The organism is Microbulbifer marinus (genome assembly GCF_900107725.1).
In the GTDB taxonomy this organism is placed as follows: domain Bacteria; phylum Pseudomonadota; class Gammaproteobacteria; order Pseudomonadales; family Cellvibrionaceae; genus Microbulbifer; species Microbulbifer marinus.
In genome coordinates this window covers 341,970-360,590 of sequence record NZ_FNQO01000001.1, presented here as the reverse complement: position 1 = coordinate 360,590, position 18,621 = coordinate 341,970, and the positions used below count along the sequence as shown (strand labels likewise).

Genomic DNA, 18,621 nt, shown 5'->3' with positions numbered 1-18,621 from the left:
GTTAAAAAAACGGCGCCTATTGTGCGGTGGGCTGCGCCATTCATGTCAACCGGTTTTTTTTACAGTAGACTTTCGGAGACGAATCCGCGCAACGAAAGCGCTCGCATCAAATAAAAGGAAAGGAGCTGAGCGATTTATGGGCAGTTACAAACGCATTCTCGTCGGTTTGGATCTATCGGAAGAATCTTCCCAAGTGCTGGAAAAGGCCGGTGAACTCGGCAAGGCCTACGGTGGCGACCTGAGCCTCGCCCACGTGATAGAACCCCTGACTTTTGCCTATGGTGGCGATATTCCGATGGACCTGTCGGAGGTTCAGGAACAGCTGCAAACCCAGGCCAAGGAGCAACTACGCAAGGCGGCAGAGCAGCTGAATGTGCCCGCGGAGCGCCAACATGTAGTCCTCGGTCAGCCGGCAACGGAGATTCATCGCCTCGCCGAAGAGCTCGAAGCGGACCTGATCGTTATCGGCAGCCACGGGCGCCACGGGCTTGCACTGCTGCTCGGCTCTACCGCCAACGGCGTACTGCACGGCGCCAGCTGCGATGTATTGGCCGTCAGGGTGAACGTGGAAACAAAATAGTGCACGGCGAGTGATGAGGGTCCTCCATTCAGCCCTCACCGCTTTCCAGTTCCGACCAGCGATCAAACGCGGCCTCCAGCTGTGACTGCTTGTCGGCGAGCTGGCGCAGCCTGGCTTCGACCGTCGCCTGCTCCTGCTGATAGAATTCGGGCTGCGCAACCTCCTGCTCAAGCCCGTCAATTTCCGTTTCAAGCTGTTCGATCAAGGCCGGCAGACTGTCCAGCTCACGCTGCAATTTGTAGCTGAGCTTTTTCTTCTGGGCCAGCGGCTTATCGGCAGTCGCCGGCTTTGCTTCTGAGACCTTTTCCGCCTTGGCGTCCGGCGCCTTTCCGCCCTGATCAAGCGCGGCGAATGTGCCGCCCTGGCGCAGGAAATCGCCGTAACCACCGACGTACTCCCGCACACGACCATTGCCCTCAAACGCGAGACAGGAGTCCACCACGTTATCGAGAAAAGCGCGGTCGTGGCTGACCAGCAATACCGTACCCGAGAAGTCCAGCAACAGCTGTTCGAGCAGTTCCAGGGTTTCCACGTCGAGGTCGTTGGTCGGCTCGTCCAGCACCAGGATATTGGCCGGCTGACTGAACAACTTGGCCAGCAGCGCGCGGTTGCGCTCACCACCACTCAGTGCCTCAACCCTGGTGCGCGCCTTTACGCCGCTGAACAGGAAATCTGCCAGATACGACATAACGTGGCGGCTCTTGCCACCGATGGTGACGGAATCCCGCCCTTCGGCGATATTGTCCAGCACAGTCAGCTCGGGATTCAGCTGATTCCGTCGCTGATCGAAATACGCGACCTGCTGCTTCGTGCCCAGTCGGATCCGACCCGAGCTTGGCTGCAGCTCGCCCAGCAACAGGCGGATCAGGGTACTCTTGCCCACGCCATTGGGGCCGATAAGGCCGACCTTGTCGCCACGCATCAGCGTAAAGGACAGGTCCCGGATCAGCGGTTCTTCGCCGGGATAGGCGAAAGATACATCCGTCAGCTCCGCCACAAGCTTGCCGGACATCTCACCGGCATCCAGCGCCATTTTGGCAGTACCCTGGCGGTTGCGGCGCGCCTCGCGCTGTCGCCGCAGCGACTGCAGCGCCCTCACCCTGCCCTCGTTACGCGTGCGGCGCGCCTTGATGCCCTGCCGTATCCATGCCTCCTCCTGAGCGAGTTTCTTGTCGAACAGGGCCTCATTGCGCGCCTCTTCCTCGAGCAGCTTCTCCTTTTCCTGCTGGTACCGGTCGAAACTGCACTGGAATACCCGCAGGTGGCCGCGGTCCAAATCCCAAACTGTCTGTGCCAGCCGCTGTGCAAGCGCGCGGTCGTGGCTGACGAACAGTAGTGCGCCGCGATAGCTGGCGAGAAAGTTTTCCAGCCACTCCACCGCAGAGATATCCAGGTGGTTGGTGGGCTCGTCGAGAATCAGCAGATCCGGCTCGGTCACCAGCGCCCGCGCCAGCGCGGCGCGCCGCTGCCAGCCGCCGGACAAGTCCGCTACCGTGTCTTCACCGTTCAGACCGAGCCGGTCGAGTACGCTGTCAATGCGCGGCAGCAGGTCCCAGCCGTGGGCGGCTTCGATTCGCGACTGCAAGTCGGCACAGGGCTCAGCGCGGTAATCTGCCAGCCACAGCCCCACATCGCCCAGGCCGCCGGCGACAAAGCGGTATACGCTATCGCTACAGTCCGACGGCAGCTCCTGCTCCAGCGTGGCCAGCACCAAACCGCTTGCGCGTATAACTTCGCCGCCATCTGCGTCAATCTGGCCGGCAATCAGGCGCAACAGGCTGGATTTACCCTCGCCATTGCGCCCCACCAGACAGATGCGGTCGCCGCGCTCGATCTTGGCGCTGACATGATCCGCGAGCACCTGGGTCCCGTAGCGAAGGCTGACCCCGTCCAACTGAAGTAACATAAATAAGCACTACAATTAATTAAGCCGGCTCGAAACCAAACAGCCCTGAAAACTGTCGAGATAAGTGAGTCCGGCCATGTGAAAAACGGATATTTTACGCATTTTTTTCGCGCCGTTCTGGTAAATTAACGGTGCGAATTTCCAATCGGGTGAATGTGATGTCGATTGACGCAAAGGGAATCGCGCTTCTCTTTTCTCTTCTGACCACCTCCATATCGGCACTGACGCCGGCGCTGGCGGCCGAAAGCGACGCCGAGGCGGCCGTTGCCCAGCGCGAAAAGCTGCAGGCGGCACGCGCGGCCATAGCGCACAATGACCAGCGCACCCTGAAGAAACTGAAGCAGGAATTAAGAGACTATCCACTGCGGTCCTATATCGACTACTGGGCCATCAGCAAGAAGCTCTCGCGCCTGCCCTATGACGAGATAGATCAGTTCCTCGTTGACAACCAGGACACCGCCATCGGCGACTGGATGCGTGTGCGCGTATTGCGTGAACTCGGCGGCCGCGAGCGCTTTCGCGCCTACCTCAAGTACTACCGGCCGGACAAAATCACCCGCGACTCCCTGCGCTGCTACTATGCGGACGCCCTCTCCCGCCACGGCGACAAGGGCGACGCCTACCGCCTGGTAGAGGAGCTATGGCTGGTGGGCAGCTCCCAGGCCGAAGAATGTGACCCGGTCTTCGCACGCTGGATGAAGGACGGCGGTCTCACACAGGAACTGGCGTGGCGACGCCACCAGCTGGCCGTGCAGAGCGGCCACCTAGATTTGGCCACCTATATCGCGGGCAAGATGGATGCTTCGCACGCTCAGATGGCCATGTTGCTGCGCTCTGTGCACAAGAATCCCGAGCAGCTACAGGACTATTCCCGCTTTATCAGCGACAAGACGGAGTACCGCGACATTGTCGTGCACGGCCTCCATCGCCTGGCGCGCAAAGATGCCGCCGGAGCCGAAAAAGCCTGGCGTCGCTACCAGGCCAGCTACCTGTTCAGTGACCAGGAGCGGGAAGAGATTCTGCGCGACCTGGCCCTGCAGTTTGCCCGGCAGGATAATCTGGCCGCAGTGAAGAAGCTCGTGAAGGAGCAGGAGTTGGCCGACGGCCGTACGATCGAATGGCTGGCGCGGCAGTCTTTGCGAGAAATGGACTGGGAACAGGTCGCCTTCTGGATCGACCGGCTGCCGGAAGATGAGCAACAGCGCGACCGCTGGCTTTACTGGAAGGCCCGCTCGCTGGAGGAACTCTATGGCAAGGGCCGCGCCGATGCAGCGGTGCTCCTGTATAGCAAGGCTGCAGAGGAACGCAGCTACTACGGCTTCCTGGCCGCCGACATACTGGGGCAGAATTACAGCTTCGTCGACCGCCCGGCACCGGTGACGCCCAACCAGGTAGAGCAAATGGCCGAACGCCCGGCCATGCAGCGGGCGCGGGAGCTACAGGCCATCGGCGAGCTATATCACGCACGCAGGGAATGGGATTACGCCACGGCCGGTATGTCCCACGAAGAGCTGCTGACCGCGGGCAAATTGGCCAGCTCCTGGGGCTGGTATCACAAATCGATCCAGTCGGTGCTGGCGGCGGATTACCTGGATGATCTGGAGCTGCGCTTTCCGCTGGCCTTCGCCGACATCGTCGATGACGTCAGCAGGCGGATGGGCAAGAAGACTGCACTGGACCCCTACCTGATCTTCGCGGTGGCACGCCAGGAGAGTCATTTCAGTCACGACGCCAAATCCCATGCCGGCGCCCTGGGGCTGATGCAACTGCTGCCATCAACGGCCCGCGCCACTGCGCGCCGGGCCGGCGTGCGCTATCGGCGCAGCTGGGACCTGCTCAGCCCCAGCACAAATATCACCCTGGGCAGCTTTTATCTCAGCACACTGCTCAACCGCTTCGATAACAACCGCTTTCTCGCCGCCGCAGCGTATAACGCCGGCCCTACACGAGTTGCCAGTTGGTTGAAGGAAACGAAAAGACAGCTGCCTTACGACGTGTGGATAGAGACGATTCCGTACAGAGAAACACGTAAATATGTGCAGAATGTATTGGCCTACACGGTTATTTACGCCTACCGCAGCGGCACCAAACTGCCGCTGCTGAGAGAGAATGAGGCTGCCACTAAGCTGTAATCGTCATAAACGCTGACGGAGCCAGTCATGCAACTGCGCCTGGTCGAAAGGCCAGGCGCAGACATCTTCGGGATCACCCAGCCCCACCACGGGGATCCGCACCGCAAAGCGTTCGAGCAACAGCGGATCATCGGCGATATCCACCTCCCGCAGCCGCAACCGGAAACGTTCCAGTTGCGGCCAGATCTCGAGCTTGGCTTTTTCGCACAGACTGCAGCCGAGGGTGGTGTAGAGCAGTAACTCGCGCGACATAGGGGTCAGAGCAACCCCTGGTTGCGCGCCCAGAAGTAGCCGAGCGCGGCCGCGGTGAGCAACAACCCGGTCACCCAGATCCAGCCACTGCTACCCCCCTCTTCGGCGATCGCCGAGCTGCCTTCAAACTTCTGCCGCTCCTGTGTGGACCCACCTTCGGAAGCGGGGCTCGGCCGGTCCACGGCCTCCCTGGCTTCCTGGACCACTGCCTTGATCTGGGGCATGGAGATCGCCGGGCGCACCGTGGTCTTGTCCAGGTCGTCCGCAGGACCTACTACGCTGAAACTCAAGGTGTCGAATCGCAGCTCGTCCCCGCGGCGTACGCGGGTTTCGACGATGCGCTTGTTATTCAGGTAGGTGCCGTTTGCCGAGCCGAGATCGGTAACGAACAGCAGCCCCTCGCGCACCTCCAGGCGGGCGTGGCGGCGGGACAGATGCGACAGCGAAAAGGTGATATCGCACTCATCCGAGCGCCCCACCACGGTGGTCTCTTTTACCGGAAAGACCTTGCCGGCAATCGCCGGATGGTTTGCTCTAAGCGCCCAGGCAACGCTGCTGGCGGGAGCCGCCGATCTCAGCTTGGTCACTTTGGGATCCACCACCTTCAGCACGCGACCACCGATCTGCAACTGATCGTTGAGCCGGATCTCACTGCGGGTCTTTACCGGCTTGCCGTTGAGCAAAATCTGGCCGGACCCAGATAAGTTGTGCAGCGTCAGGCTGTCGCCTTCAACAGCGATCTCCGCATGCAACTTGGCAACCGAATCATCGGCAATCGTCAAATCACAACTGGCCGCACGCCCGATGGTGACTTTGGGCGCAACCAACCAGACGCTTGAACTGGCGTCCTTCAGATCACAAAGCTTGAACATGTGAATAATTCCCCTACCAGACCCGCTGCGGCAGTGCATACCGCGCTCACCGGGTGGTGATGATGGCAATTTTGCGGCGGTTCACAGCCACAATATTGATTCTTATTGATGCCCTGAAGTTTACCACGAGGTTTTTCGTTAGCGTGTGATTCGGTTTGCAGCTTACAATGGCCAAAGCGTCTAGCATCTGCAATGCGCCAAAAACAACATCGACTGCTTTGCCTTGCAGTTCCACAGGGACGAGGCCAGCGGTTATCACGGATAGCCATTGGATCGCCGGAAAACCAGAATAACGACAGGTAGTTGCACGCCAGTGAGTGAAGCCAAAGTACGCGAAGTATCGCGGCACAGCGGGACAGTCCAGCGCACCAGTGGCGCCACGCGCAGCGCCGGCGCCACCCACCCCGGCTATAAACGCGAACAGAACGAAGACGCCCACTGGGCCGACGAGCAACGGGGTGTCTGGGTCGTGGCGGATGGCCTCGGCGGCCATCAGGCGGGCGAGATCGCCAGCCAGACGGTGGTGGAGGAAATTCAGCGCTCCGCGGCTACCGATCGCCATTACGAGCGGGCCCTGCAGCGTGCTCATGCGCTGTTATTGGGGGACGAGCAGAACGCCGCCAATATGGGCTCCACAGCAGTGGTGGTCGCCGAAGATGGCGCCTATTTCCACATCTACTGGGTTGGCGACAGTCGCGCCTACCTCTGGTCGCCCGGTGAAAATGACGGCACATTGAAACAGCTCACCAGCGATCACTCCTATGTGCAAATGCTCGTTGATTCTGGCGCCATCGATTCGGCGGAAGCCGCCCATCACCCCAATCGCCACGTAATCACCCGCTGCATCGGCGGCAGCACCAATCCCAAACTGGAGATTGATCGGGTGTCATCACCCTGGGCGCCAGGGCAGAGACTGTTACTGTGCAGCGACGGCCTCAGCGCCGAAGTGGAACAGGAACAGATCGCCCGCATACTGGCGGAAAACAGCGACAATCGCCGTGCCGCCGACCTGTTGATTGCCGCCGCCCTGGATGCCGGCGGCAAGGACAATATCACCGTTCAGGTCATCGACGCGCCGAGTCCGGCGCCAGCAAATACCAAAAAGTGGACGTCGCGCACAGCTGCGGCGCTACGTGCATTCACCCAGCGATTTAAACTGGGCGCTAAAATGCTGCTGGCGATTGTCGCACTCGGCCTTATTGCCGTCCTCGCTGCCGACCTGCTCGGCCAACTCTAATCCCGGGGAAAGCGCTCCATGGAAGTCGTCAGTACCAGTAATACCTCACTGGAAATTCCCGGCTACCGGATTCTGAAGAAAATTAATCAGGGCGGTATGTCCACCGTCTACCTGGCGGTACAACGCAGCGTCGGACGCCAGGTGGCTCTCAAAGTGATGTCACCGGTACTCAATGCCGATCCGATTTTCAGCGAACGTTTCCAGCGCGAGGCCAATATTGTCGGCCAGTTATCGCACCCCAATATCGTCGCGATTCACGATATTGGCCGGTACCGCAGCCTGAACTACATCGCCATGGACTATATGCCCGGCGGCTCGGTGTCCGATCGACTGGCCAAGGGCGTCATGGAACCGCTGGAGGCCCTGAACGTCACTCGGCAGATCGCCTTGGCCCTGGACCACGCCCACGGCAAGGGCTATGTACACCGGGATCTCAAACCGGAAAACATCCTGTTCCGCGAGGACGGCTCGGCAGTGCTGACGGACTTCGGCGTGGCGCGCGCAGTCGCTCGCACTACGCGCATGACAAGTACCGGCATGGTCGTGGGCACACCCCATTACATGAGCCCGGAACAGGCCCGCGGCGCAGCAATCGACGGCCGCGCCGATCTCTACAGCCTCGGCGTGGTGTTCTATGAAATGATCACCAGCGCCGTGCCCTACCAGGCGGATGAAGCGGTAGCCATTGCTATCAAGCATCTGACGGATCCGATTCCGCGATTGCCCGCTCGCCACTCCCTGTACCAGAACCTGGTGGACCGCTTCCTTGCCAAGGATCCGGAGCACCGCTTCCAGCGCGGCCTGGACGTCGTGGATGCCATTGATCAGCTGATCGCCACTCTGGCGGGCAAACCGGCGGCACAGACCACCCAGCTCAACAATACCTCAGTAGGCGTCTCGAGCCTGATGCGCGCCCTGCTGTTGACACTGTGGGGCACCCTGAGCGATAAGCTCGCCAGCGCCTGGGCCCGCTGGCGTGATAAACCGATAGACGAGAATCACCCGCGCGCAGAGCAGGCGACGATCATGCGCATTCAACAGGTGATTCAGCAGGCGCCCCAGTACAAGCGGCGGCAGTGGCTGTTTGGCAGCCTGATCAGCATATCCACCGCTTTCGCCTGGATACTGTTCAGCCTGATCAGCTTCAAGCTCCAGTGGCATGCGGACTCCCCGCTACTGAACAGCACCACCCGATTTACCGCACAGCTGTTACTGCCGGAGAGCGCAACGGATGGAAATTCGGCTACCCCGCAACCTGAAGCGAGCGCGCAAACACCACTAACGGCCGCAGCGGAACGAGCGAAACTCAGCGCCGCTGCGCCAGCCGCCGGTACCTCCACCGATAATGAACTGACCGAGATAACGTCGGCGGCCGCGCAGCAGACCACTGCAGCGGCAGCGACGGAACTTGCGGTGGCAGAGGCGGAAGAAAAGGCGGCTGCCGACACGGAAAGTGCACTTTCCGCGGCACAGCAAGAGGCCGCCGACGAGGCTTCGCCTGAAGTGTTCAGCCTCAATGTCCGTCCGGAGCCGCGCGATGCGCGGGTGCGGATCATGAATATCAATCCGCGCTACCGACCCGGTATGGAGCTGGAGCCCGGCAAATACGACCTGGAGGTTAGCAAACGCGGCTACACCACGGTTCGTCGCTGGGTGGTTATCGACGATCGCGACATTTCCATACCCGTGAAACTTAAGCGCGCCTACTATCACGGTAAAACCATCCGCTCGCCGCTCGCGTCCGGGGGGAGTGGCCCGCAGATGATCGTGGTCAAGGCCGGCAGTTTCAGAATGGGTAACAGCAATCGCGCTTTCGCCAGTCCGGCACATCGGGTGCGTATCGACAGGCCTTTTGCCATTTCCGTTCACGAGATCACGTTCGAAGAATACGACCGTTTTGCGGACGCGACCGGCGCTGCCCTGCCCGGTGATGGCGGCTGGGGTCGCGGCGAGCGGCCGGTGATCAACGTCAGCTGGCACGACGCCCAGGACTATGTGCGTTGGCTGTCGCGGGAAACTGGCAAGCGCTACCGTCTCGCCAGTGAGGCGGAGTGGGAATACGCTGCCCGCGGGGGCGTTCGACATCCATTCTGGTGGGGTGACAACGACGGGCGCGGCAAAGCAAATTGTCGGCGTGGCTGTAACAGTGAATTCAACAGTATTTTCAGCGCCACCAGTGCCCCGGTGGGCCATTACGAGGCGAACCGGTTCGGATTGTTTGACACCGCCGGCAACGTCGCCGAATGGGTTCAGGACTGCTATCTCGGCGATTACAGTAATAGTCGCAGCGACGCTCGTCCCGTGGTTACCAGCAACTGCAACCTACGCGCGGTGCGCGGCGGCTCCATGCGCGATCCGCTGGCCAATATCAGTTCGGACTACCGCAAAGGGCTGAGCGCGAACACCATGTCTACCGAGGTGGGCTTCCGGGTGGTGATGGAACTGGACTGATCGAATACAAATTCTCGCCGCCGCATTGCTGGTGGCGCCGATAAGCCGCAAGGTTGCGGCTTATCGGCGCATCGTAACGGAGCCACATCCCCACTCTATTTCGACTGTACTTTCCATACGTTGTGAATTTTTGGATTGCGCTGAAAGTCCTTATCGAGCAGTGGTAAATTCTCGACCGAAAACTCCGTTTTCACGCTTTCATCCATCTGGAAGCTGCGCAAATTATTGGAAAATACCAGTGTCCCGCCGGGCGCTAACAGAGCCATACACTGGCGGATCAGTGTTGCGTGATCACGCTGAATATCCAGCACGCCACGCATTTTGGCAGAGTTGGAAAAACTGGGCGGATCCAGGAAAATCAGATCGTAGTGAGCACGGCGATTCTGTTGCGCCGATGTCAACCACTGCAGACAGTCCGCCTCCACCAGCTGGTGCTGGTAAGGATCCATATTGTTGCGGCGGAAATTTCGCGCACTCCAGGCCTGATAGGTCTTCGACATATCCACACTGGTACTCTGCACACAGCCCCCCAGAGCCGCTTGAACCGTGGCGCTGGCGGTATAGCAGAACAGATTCAAAAACTTCTTGCCCCGCGCTTGCTCCCGCAGATAGCGGCGCACCGGGCGGTGATCCAGGAAGAGACCGGTATCCAGATAAGTCCAGAGATCGATCTCCAGCTCGGCCCCGTACTCGGAAACCCAGAAGGCCGCAGCCCCTGTCTGCTTCTGCAGCTGTGCCTGCTTCTGATACTGGCTGCCGCCCTTCTGCCCGCCCTTGTGGCTGTGGCGCCGCCGCTCCTTGATACTGACACTGCGCTGCGGAATCTCCAGCACCTGTTGCACCGCTCGCACCAGGTCGCGCAACCGCCCACGGGCCTTGCTCTCATCGATACTCGCGGGTGCCCGATACTCCTGCACATGGGCGAAAAGCTGCCCGTCAACGGATCTGTATAGATCGATCGCTGCGGCGTATTCAGGCAAGTCGGCGTCGTACAGGCGATAGCAGTCGATGCCGTTTTTCTGCGCCCATTTGCCGACAGTGCGCAGGTTCTTGCGCAGCCGGTTGGCCACCATCTCCGCTTCCGCAGAGAGCTTGCGGGCCCCCTCTTCCGCCGCCTTGTCCGCGGACTGCTCGAGAATATGGAACAGCAACAGCTGGCTGGGGATACTGCCGTTATACAGCTGGTACTGCTTGTGCGAGCGCAGCCCTGTCTCATAGCCGAGTTCGGGGTTACCGGTAAAGATACCAGCCAGCCATCCACCGAACTCGCTCTTCAGCTGGCGCCCTAGTTCCGCATAGGTTTCGCGCAGCGCCTCCTGCTCCCCGAGGCGCTCGCCGTAGGGAGGGTTGGTCAGCACCAAGCCGGGTTTGATCTCACGGTGACTCGGCACCTTGAGCGCCGCGACGGGACGACAGCTGACCCGCACCTGCCGCTCCAGGCCGGCACGGGCAATATTGGCTTCCGCCGCAAACAACACCTTGGCGTCGGCATCGTAGCCACGGATCTCCGGCAATTCACGCTCCAGCCCGCGACGGCGACGCTCCAGCGCCTCCTCACGTATCTGGTTCCAGATATCACTCTGATGATTGAGCCAGCGCTCGAAGCCGAAGCTCTCCCGCAGCAGGCCCGGGGCTATATCCGCGGCCATCATCGCACCTTCGATCAGGATGGTGCCGGATCCGCACATCGGATCCAGCAGGGCGCCGCCCGCTTCGGCAATCTTCGGCCAGCCGGCGCGCAGCAGGAGCGCCGCGGCCAGATTCTCCTTCAATGGTGCGGCGCCGATATGGGTACGGTAGCCCCGTCGGTGCAGGCTGTCGCCGCTGAGGTCGATGGCGATATCCAGCTTATCGCGGTGCAGTCGCAGCGCCACGGTCAAGTCCGGGCTCTGCTTGTCCACAACAGGCCGCGCACCGCTCTGGCGTCGCAAGCGGTCGACTATCGCATCCTTGGCCTTCTGCGCGCCAAACTGACTGTTACGGATCTCGCGGTTGGTGCCGGAAAACTGCAGCCACAGCTTGCCGGACGGACTGATATGCTGCTCCCAGGGCTGGGCCGCGACCGCACGGTACAGATCTTCCGCATCGCCGATACGCACCTGCTGCAGACGCAGCATGATGCGGTTGGCCAACCGGCTCCACAGACAGCAGCGGTACGCCAACACCAGCGGGCCGCTAAAGTACACCGCCGCGGGCTGCTCGCGGATATCGGCGGCCCCGAGTTCACGCAACTCCTCGGCCAGCAGCCCCTCGAGGCCCTTCGGACAGGTGGCGGTAAACGCCAGGTTTTCGGTCGACTGTTCAATCAAAATTATTTACTCATATTCAGGGCCAGGCAGGGAAAGATGCCTCCGGAACTATCGGGGCGCAGAATATTGCATGTTGGCGCCAGAATAGCGGCTCTGCAGCCTTCCCTATACAGTTTTTTTCTATGCGGAGCCGCTTTAAGACTAAAGTATTCGTTCACACCTTGATCACGTTTTGCTCTACTGGGATCTGCACTCATTACTCTTAGCTTTGAGGAGCCAACCGGTCGAGCAACTCGAACCCAGGCGGCTCAGCGAATGAAACAGCGCGTCACGGTGAGCGCTTTCTTTGATTCGCCAGGCACGACAATACTCTTGCAGTAAAGCGGACTTAAAAGGAGGGCGGCGTGACAATCTGACTAAATCATTCACTAAGCTTAGAAATACAGATGCAATAAAACGGCAATAACTAATGATCGTGCGGCGGAGCCGCCTGTGCATAAACAAGAGCAGAGGTACTGCATACGATGAAACGCCAAAAACGCAACCCGGCCGATAGAGCATTCTACAAGGGCTACCTCGCAGCCCTGCACAACAAATCCATGGATAGCTGCCCGTTCATCAATGGCGACTCACACCAAGAATGGGTAAACGGCTGGCGTGAAGGGCGCGAAGACTACTGGAACGGCTTCGACAAGACCACCAAGGCGCAAAAACTGGAGATCTACAGCGCCGTCTCCACCGATATCCAATTTCCCGACGGGTGGAGCACTATTTAGTTACGAGTGACGTCCAGCTCGAACTATGAATAGGCTTTAGACCGACCGCGCCGCGGGGCTTTTTCCAGGCTTCATCTCGCTATGAGCGAGTGACAGGATTTCAGCTCGCGGCGCCACTACGGCGTACGAGCGCTATCGCGTCCGCGGCTTCACGGATCACTTCCGGACCGCGATAGATGAAGCCGGTGTAAATCTGCACTGCAGTTGCGCCCGCGCGGATTTTTTCCGCAGCACTTTCGCCATCAAAAATCCCACCAACACCGATAATCGGAATACGGCCACTCAGCTCTTTGGCCAGCTGGGCAATGACCTTGGTGGATTTCTGCTGCAACGGCCGGCCGCTCAAGCCGCCCTCTTCATTGCCGTGCGGCAAATGTTTTACTGCCGATTTATCAATGGTGGTGTTGGTCGCGATGACACCGTCTAGCTCAAACTCGCACAACGCCTCGGCAATCTGCGCGATCGCATCGCCCTCGATATCCGGCGCAATCTTGACCGCCACCGGTACATAGCGATCACTCTGCTGCGCGAGCTGTGCCTGCTTGTCCTTGATTGCGCCGAGCAGCCGGTTCAGGCTCTCGCCGAATTGCAGGTCCCGCAGCCCTTTGGTGTTCGGAGAGGAAACATTGGCCGTGATGTAATCCGCATACGGATAGACCTTGTCCATACACAGGCAATAGTCGTCAGCCGCACGTTCCACCGGAGTATCGAAGTTCTTGCCGACATTGATACCCAGCACACCGCCGAAGCGGCGCCGCTTGACCCGCTGCACCAGGTAGTCCACACCCTCGTTGTTGAAGCCCATGCGGTTGATAATCGCGTCGGCCTCCTCCAGGCGGAATAGGCGCGGCTGCGGATTACCCGGCTGCGGACGCGGCGTCACGGTACCGACTTCGACAAAGCCAAAGCCCAGCGCACCGAGCCCGTTGAACGCCTGCGCATTTTTGTCGAGCCCCGCCGCCAACCCGACCGGATTCGGCAGGGTCAATCCCATCAATTCCACCGGGTCGTCCGCGATGGGCTTGCTGAACAGGGACATCAGGCCGAGCCGCTCCGCCGCGCCGATGGCATCCAGTGACAGGTGGTGGGCCCGCTCCGGGTCGAGCGCAAACAGGGCCTTGCGCAATTGTGAATACATGCCTTTCCTTTCTTTGTCTCTTCGCCAGGCAGGACGCTTTCGAACGCCCTCCTCGTGTTTGCGCGGCCGCGCCAATGCGGGCCGCGCGACGCTAGTCCGCCAGCGACTCCTGGTCAGCGGTCGCGTTGGCCAGGTACATCAGCTCGCGCAGCGCGACCGTGAACATCGCGAAATCGCTCACCGGGGCGGCTTTCAACTCCGCGATCATGCCGTTCCAGCGCTGGATCGTGGGCGCCATGATAGCGCTCCAGCGGGACATTGCACCATCCAGATCCACTTCTGCCTCACCGGCAAGTCTCAGGATGTTGACTGCCAGGCTGGACAGCTGGCTATCCAGGTCGTCCATGCTGGTCTCGCGGGCCTGGGCCTGCCAGAAACTTTCCACCGGCAGATCGATAATCAGGTTACCGAACCAGTGCAGATTCAGCACGTCGGCGAGGCGGAAGTAGACACTCGCCACCTCTTCCACCGGGCGCTCACTGGCACGGGCGGATTCGGATATCCCCAGCGCCGAGTAGAGGTAGGTCGGGGAGGCAGCCAGCAAGGCCACCTGTTCCGGCACATTGGCCTCAAGCAACTTCTGGTAGCGGGATTCCCAGTCACGGCGCGGCGCACCACTCAGCACTTCGGGCAACGCCTTGATCACCCTCTGTACTGACTCCTGGAACAGTTCCCGATTCAGCGCCGGCTCCAGCTCGTTGCGGCGATTGCGGATAAACCAGCGGGTGGCGCGGCGCACGCGGCCGATCATGGAGCTCAGCAGCTTTTTCTGCAGCTCGGACGGTACCTGATAGTCCAGCAACGCCACCTGATCCTGGAACTGGGGCATCAGGTAGACATCGCGGGCGCTGATATAGGCCGCGGCAACGGTATCGATATCCGCGCCGGTCGCGCTGCTGATACGGTGATAGAAGGTGATCCCCATGCTGTTGACCATTTCGTTGGCCACCTGGGTGGACACTATCTGGCGGCGCAGCGGGTGGTCATAGACCAGCTCGCCGTAGCGCGCTACCAGCTCCTCGGGGAAGGCCGACTCAACCGCCTCCTGCACCCGTGCATTGTCGATGATACCTGCACTGAGCAGCTCTTCTTTCAGCTTCACCTTCACGTACGAAATGAGCACCGACAGTTCCGGGCGGGTCAGGAACTGGCCCTTGTTCTGGCGCTCGGTGATCTGCTCATTGTCGGGAATGAATTCCAGCGCACGCTTCAGCCGGCCCTCGCTCTCCAGCGCATTGATGGTGCGACGGTACTCGTCCAGGCGTTCCGGCACCTGGTATTCCGCCAGGCTCAGCGCGCGGGTCTGGTCGTAGTTGTTTTGCAGCACCAGATCGGCCACCGATTCGGTCATATCCTCCAGCAGCTGGTTGCGCTGCTTGTTGGTGAGATCGCCATTGGTGACGACCTTGTTCAGCAGGATCTTGATGTTGACCTCGTGATCCGAGCAGTCCACACCGGCCGCATTGTCGATAAAGTCGGTATTACAGCGCCCGCCATTCAGGGCGAACTCGATACGGCCCCGCTGGGTCATGCCCAGGTTGCCGCCCTCGCCGAATACCTTGGCACGCAGCTCGCGTCCGTCGACCCGCAGGTGGTCGTTGGACTTGTCACCGACCTCCGCGTGGGACTCGGTGCTGGCCTTCACATAGGTACCGATGCCGCCGTTCCAGATCAGGTCCACCGGCGCGCGCAACAGCGCGCTGATCAGCTCGTTCGGATTCAGCTGGTCCGCCTCGATGCCGAATGCGGCCTTCATCTCCGGAGTGATGCTGATCGACTTGGCGCGGCGCTCGAAGATGCCGCCGCCCTTGGAGATCAGTTTCTGGTTGTAATCAGTCCAGCTGGAGCGCGGCATTTCGAACAGGCGCTTGCGCTCAGCGAAGCTGGTGGCCACATCCGGGTTCGGATCGATGAAGATGTGCAGGTGGTTGAAAGCCGCCTTCAGGCAGATGTGCTCGGACAACAGCATGCCGTTGCCGAACACGTCGCCGGCCATATCTCCGATGCCGATGACGGAGAAATCCTCATCCTGCACATTGACGCCCATCTCGCGGAAGTGGCGCTGCACCGATACCCAGGCACCACGCGCGGTGATACCCATCTTCTTGTGGTCGTAGCCCTGACTGCCGCCGGAGGCGAAGGCGTCGCCGAGCCAGAAATCGTACTCGGCAGCAATGCCGTTGGCGATATCGGAGAAGGTCGCGGTGCCCTTGTCCGCCGCCACCACCAGGTAGGGGTCGTCACCATCGCGGCGCACTACCTGCTCCGGCGGCACTATCTCGCCGTCCTTGAGGTTGTCGGTGATATCGAGCAGGCCCCGGATAAATGTCTGATAGCAGGCGATTCCCGCCTCCATCATCGCCTCGCGGCTGCTGTCCGCCGGCGGCTGACGCACGACGAAGCCACCTTTGGCGCCACTGGGGACGATGACGGCATTCTTCACCGCCTGCGCTTTTACCAGCCCCAGTACCTCGGTGCGGAAATCCTCCAACCGGTCGGACCAGCGCAGGCCGCCGCGCGCCACCTTGCCGCCGCGCAGGTGCACACCCTCCACCCGCGGCGAGTAGACGAAGATCTCGAATTCCGGCCGCGGCTCGGGAATACCCGGGATATTGCGCGGACTGAACTTGATGGAAATGTAATCTTTCAGCAGACCCTCATCGTCGAATTGGAAGGCGTTGGTGCGCAGCGTTCCGAGGATCAGCTCTAGATAGCGGCGGATCACCTGGTCTTCATTCAGATTGTCGACGGCGTCGAGCCCCTGGTGGATCTTCTTGATCAGCCGCTCTGTGCGAGTCTGGTCTTGTTTGCCGCTGCTTACGCGCGGATCAAACAACGCGCGAAACAGCGCCACCAGGTTGCGGGTGATCTCCACATGGTTCGCCAGGGTCGCGGCGATATATTCCTGGCTGGCACTGAACTTGGTCTGTTTCAGGTAGCGGGCGTAGGCGCGCAGCATGGCTACTTCACGCCAGTTCAGGCGCGCCGCCAGTACCAGGCGGTTGAAGGAGTCGCTCTCCGCTACATTGTTCCAGATCGCGGCAAAGGCATCCTGGAACAGGTTGCGCGAGGCCTGAGCATCCACCCGAGTCGGCAGGCCAAATTCAAGATGGAACTCGTGCATCCACACATCGGTTCTGCCGTGGGGGCGAATGGTGTAAGGGAATTCCCCCATTACCCGCAGGCCCAAATTTTCCAGCACGGGAATCACGTCGGACAGGGTCAGGCCGCTGCCCCAGTTGAACACCTTGAAGCGCAGGCTGCCGGGCGCCGCGCCGACCGGCTGATAAAAGCTCATCGCCACCCGGTCCGCTTCGCTCAGGTCTTCGATTGCGGCGATGTCCTGCACTGCGATACGCGGCTCAAAATCCTCGCGATAGCCGGCGGGGAAAGCCCGGCCATAGACGCTGTAGAGGCGATTGCCCTCCTCCTCTCCGTGGCTTTCGATCAGGGATTTTTGGAATACATCTTCCCAGGAACGGGTAATGTCCACGATTTGCGCCTCCAGTCGCGCGACATCGATATCCAGCGGCTCGCTCGGGGAAACACGGAACACGAAGTGCACTCGCGCGAGGATGGATTCGGAAAAATAAGTAGTGAAGTCGGAATCTATGGCCTTGATGGCCTTGGCGATATGCGCACAGATCAGCTCGCGCACGCTACTGTTGAACTGCTCGCGTGGCACGTAGACGGTGGCGGTGACGAACTTGCCGAAAGGATCGCGGCGCATAAACAGGCGGATGTGCGCCCGCTCATTCATGCTCAGCACACCCATCACCGTTTCGAACAGACCCTGGGTGCTGCTCTGGAACAGTTCGTCGCGCGGGAAGGTATCGAGGATGCGACGCAGCGCCTTGCCATCGTGACTGTGGGGCGAGAGGCCGCTGGACTCGATAATCGATGCCATCTTGCGGCGGATAATCGGAATCTTGGCCGGGCTCTCGGTATATACCGGTGACGTGTAGAGCCCCATGAAGGCCGACTCGCCAATCACCTCGCCGGAGGCAGAGTAGCGCTTGATGGTTACATAGTCCGAATAGGCGGCGCGGTGCACCCGCGACTTCACCGACGACTTGGCAAAGGTGAGATAGTTCGGCCCCTGGTAAAAACGCTGCTTGCCTTCGTTAAAAGCGGCTTCCGGTGTCGGCTCCGCCGTCTCCTCCAGCTTCTTGAAGATACCCAGGCGCCGCTGCTCCACCTCGCAGAGAATTTTCTTGTCTCCCTGCTGGCAGAATTCGTACTCGCGATAACCGAGGAAGGTAAAGTTGCCGTCGCGCATCCACTGCATGAAGGCGCAGGCCTCCTGCAGGTTGGCGTCGTCCTCGGCGATACCGGTGTGCAGCTGGTCCTCCATCGCACTGCAGGTGTCGAGCATCGGCACATAGTCGTCTACGACCAGTTCGACATCGCCGAGCACGTCCGTTAACCCCGCGGCCAGATCGGATGCGAAGCTCGTTGACGTGTCTAGGTTGATTTCGACATAGATCAGCGCTTCATTCGATGCGCTCGCCTGCTGCGGCTCGTCCGGCGCTTCACAGGGCGAAGGCAGCAGTTTCTGCAGCTTGCCGCCCTTGCTGCGCTTCAGCTGCATCACGGTGCTCTTGATCGAATGAATCACCGTGTCGCGGCGGTTGATCTCGATACGCACCGAATCCACCAGGAATGGCATGTCCCGCTGCAGAACGCCGACCACCGTGTGCGAACACTCCCAGCCGTCATCCTCCAGGCGCGGATTGAAGACCCGCACCTTGGGCTTGTCGCTCGGGCGCTGCTGGACAAAGTTCCACCAGGTATAGATGCAGCCGTAGACATCCATCAGGCGCCGCCCGGCCAGATCCTCCAGTGGATACTGGTGCAGGAACTGCTCTGCAAAAGCCACTACCGGCTCTGCCTGATCCGCCAGTTTTTCCCGAATTAAAGCGCCGATCTGCGCCATCAATTCTTCGCGGCTGTCGGTGATCACCGTCGCCATATTCACGGAGAACCTCCCAAGTTCATTCTCTTTGCCATCGGTTCCGGCTTCCCCAG

General features: G+C 60.4%; 11 protein-coding genes. 5 read left to right on the top strand and 6 right to left on the bottom strand.

Translation table 11 applies throughout. From position 1 onward, the window contains the following. Positions 1-136: 136 nt before the first annotated feature. A complete protein-coding gene (locus tag BLW36_RS01650) occupies positions 137-580 on the top strand; it encodes a universal stress protein (protein WP_091384451.1) in 444 nt (147 codons plus the stop codon). A gap of 28 nt (positions 581-608) precedes the next feature. Here the strand turns inward: BLW36_RS01650 and BLW36_RS01645 are convergent, their stop codons facing one another. Next, positions 609-2,486, bottom strand: a complete 1,878-nt coding sequence (locus BLW36_RS01645) for an ATP-binding cassette domain-containing protein (protein ID WP_091384449.1) — start codon at positions 2,484-2,486, stop codon at positions 609-611. A gap of 158 nt (positions 2,487-2,644) precedes the next feature. Between BLW36_RS01645 and BLW36_RS01640 the strand changes: the two genes are divergently transcribed. Next, positions 2,645-4,618: a transglycosylase SLT domain-containing protein gene (locus BLW36_RS01640; protein ID WP_091384441.1), complete on the top strand. Its 1,974-nt coding sequence runs from the start codon at positions 2,645-2,647 to the stop codon at positions 4,616-4,618. Between the two features lie 3 nt (positions 4,619-4,621). Here the strand turns inward: BLW36_RS01640 and BLW36_RS01635 are convergent, their stop codons facing one another. Together BLW36_RS01635 and BLW36_RS01630 are read right to left on the bottom strand one after the other, a co-directional pair. Then, positions 4,622-4,870, bottom strand: a complete 249-nt coding sequence (locus BLW36_RS01635) for a glutaredoxin family protein (RefSeq protein WP_091384435.1) — start codon at positions 4,868-4,870, stop codon at positions 4,622-4,624. 5 nt (positions 4,871-4,875) lie between these two features. Further along, positions 4,876-5,742, bottom strand: coding sequence for an FHA domain-containing protein (locus BLW36_RS01630; protein WP_091384433.1), 867 nt, complete (start codon positions 5,740-5,742; stop codon positions 4,876-4,878). Positions 5,743-6,055: 313 nt separating this feature from the next. Here BLW36_RS01630 and BLW36_RS01625 point away from each other — a divergent pair, with 313 nt between their 5' ends. Both BLW36_RS01625 and BLW36_RS01620 read left to right on the top strand, forming a co-directional pair. Further along, complete coding sequence (locus BLW36_RS01625; RefSeq protein ID WP_091384430.1) at positions 6,056-6,979, top strand: PP2C family protein-serine/threonine phosphatase; 924 nt, start codon at positions 6,056-6,058, stop codon at positions 6,977-6,979. An 18-nt stretch (positions 6,980-6,997) separates the two neighbouring features. Then, positions 6,998-9,430: a bifunctional serine/threonine-protein kinase/formylglycine-generating enzyme family protein gene (locus tag BLW36_RS01620; RefSeq protein ID WP_091384427.1), complete on the top strand. Its 2,433-nt coding sequence runs from the start codon at positions 6,998-7,000 to the stop codon at positions 9,428-9,430. Between the two features lie 95 nt (positions 9,431-9,525). Here the strand turns inward: BLW36_RS01620 and rlmKL are convergent, their stop codons facing one another. Then, complete coding sequence (rlmKL, locus tag BLW36_RS01615; protein ID WP_244506092.1) at positions 9,526-11,739, bottom strand: bifunctional 23S rRNA (guanine(2069)-N(7))-methyltransferase RlmK/23S rRNA (guanine(2445)-N(2))-methyltransferase RlmL; 2,214 nt, start codon at positions 11,737-11,739, stop codon at positions 9,526-9,528. Positions 11,740-12,203: 464 nt separating this feature from the next. Between rlmKL and rmf the strand changes: the two genes are divergently transcribed. Further along, the gene (gene rmf / locus BLW36_RS01610) at positions 12,204-12,455 is read left to right on the top strand and encodes a ribosome modulation factor (RefSeq protein WP_091384423.1); all 252 of its coding nucleotides are present in this window, start codon (positions 12,204-12,206) and stop codon (positions 12,453-12,455) included. A 100-nt stretch (positions 12,456-12,555) separates the two neighbouring features. On the opposite strand, the gene BLW36_RS01605 is transcribed toward rmf, so the two are convergent. Continuing rightward, the gene (locus tag BLW36_RS01605) at positions 12,556-13,593 is read right to left on the bottom strand and encodes a quinone-dependent dihydroorotate dehydrogenase (RefSeq protein WP_091384419.1); all 1,038 of its coding nucleotides are present in this window, start codon (positions 13,591-13,593) and stop codon (positions 12,556-12,558) included. A 91-nt stretch (positions 13,594-13,684) separates the two neighbouring features. Beyond that, positions 13,685-18,565 carry an NAD-glutamate dehydrogenase gene (locus BLW36_RS01600; RefSeq protein ID WP_091384416.1) on the bottom strand — a complete coding sequence of 1,627 codons (4,881 nt, stop codon included), beginning with the start codon at positions 18,563-18,565 and terminating at the stop codon, positions 13,685-13,687. Positions 18,566-18,621: the final 56 nt, after the last annotated feature.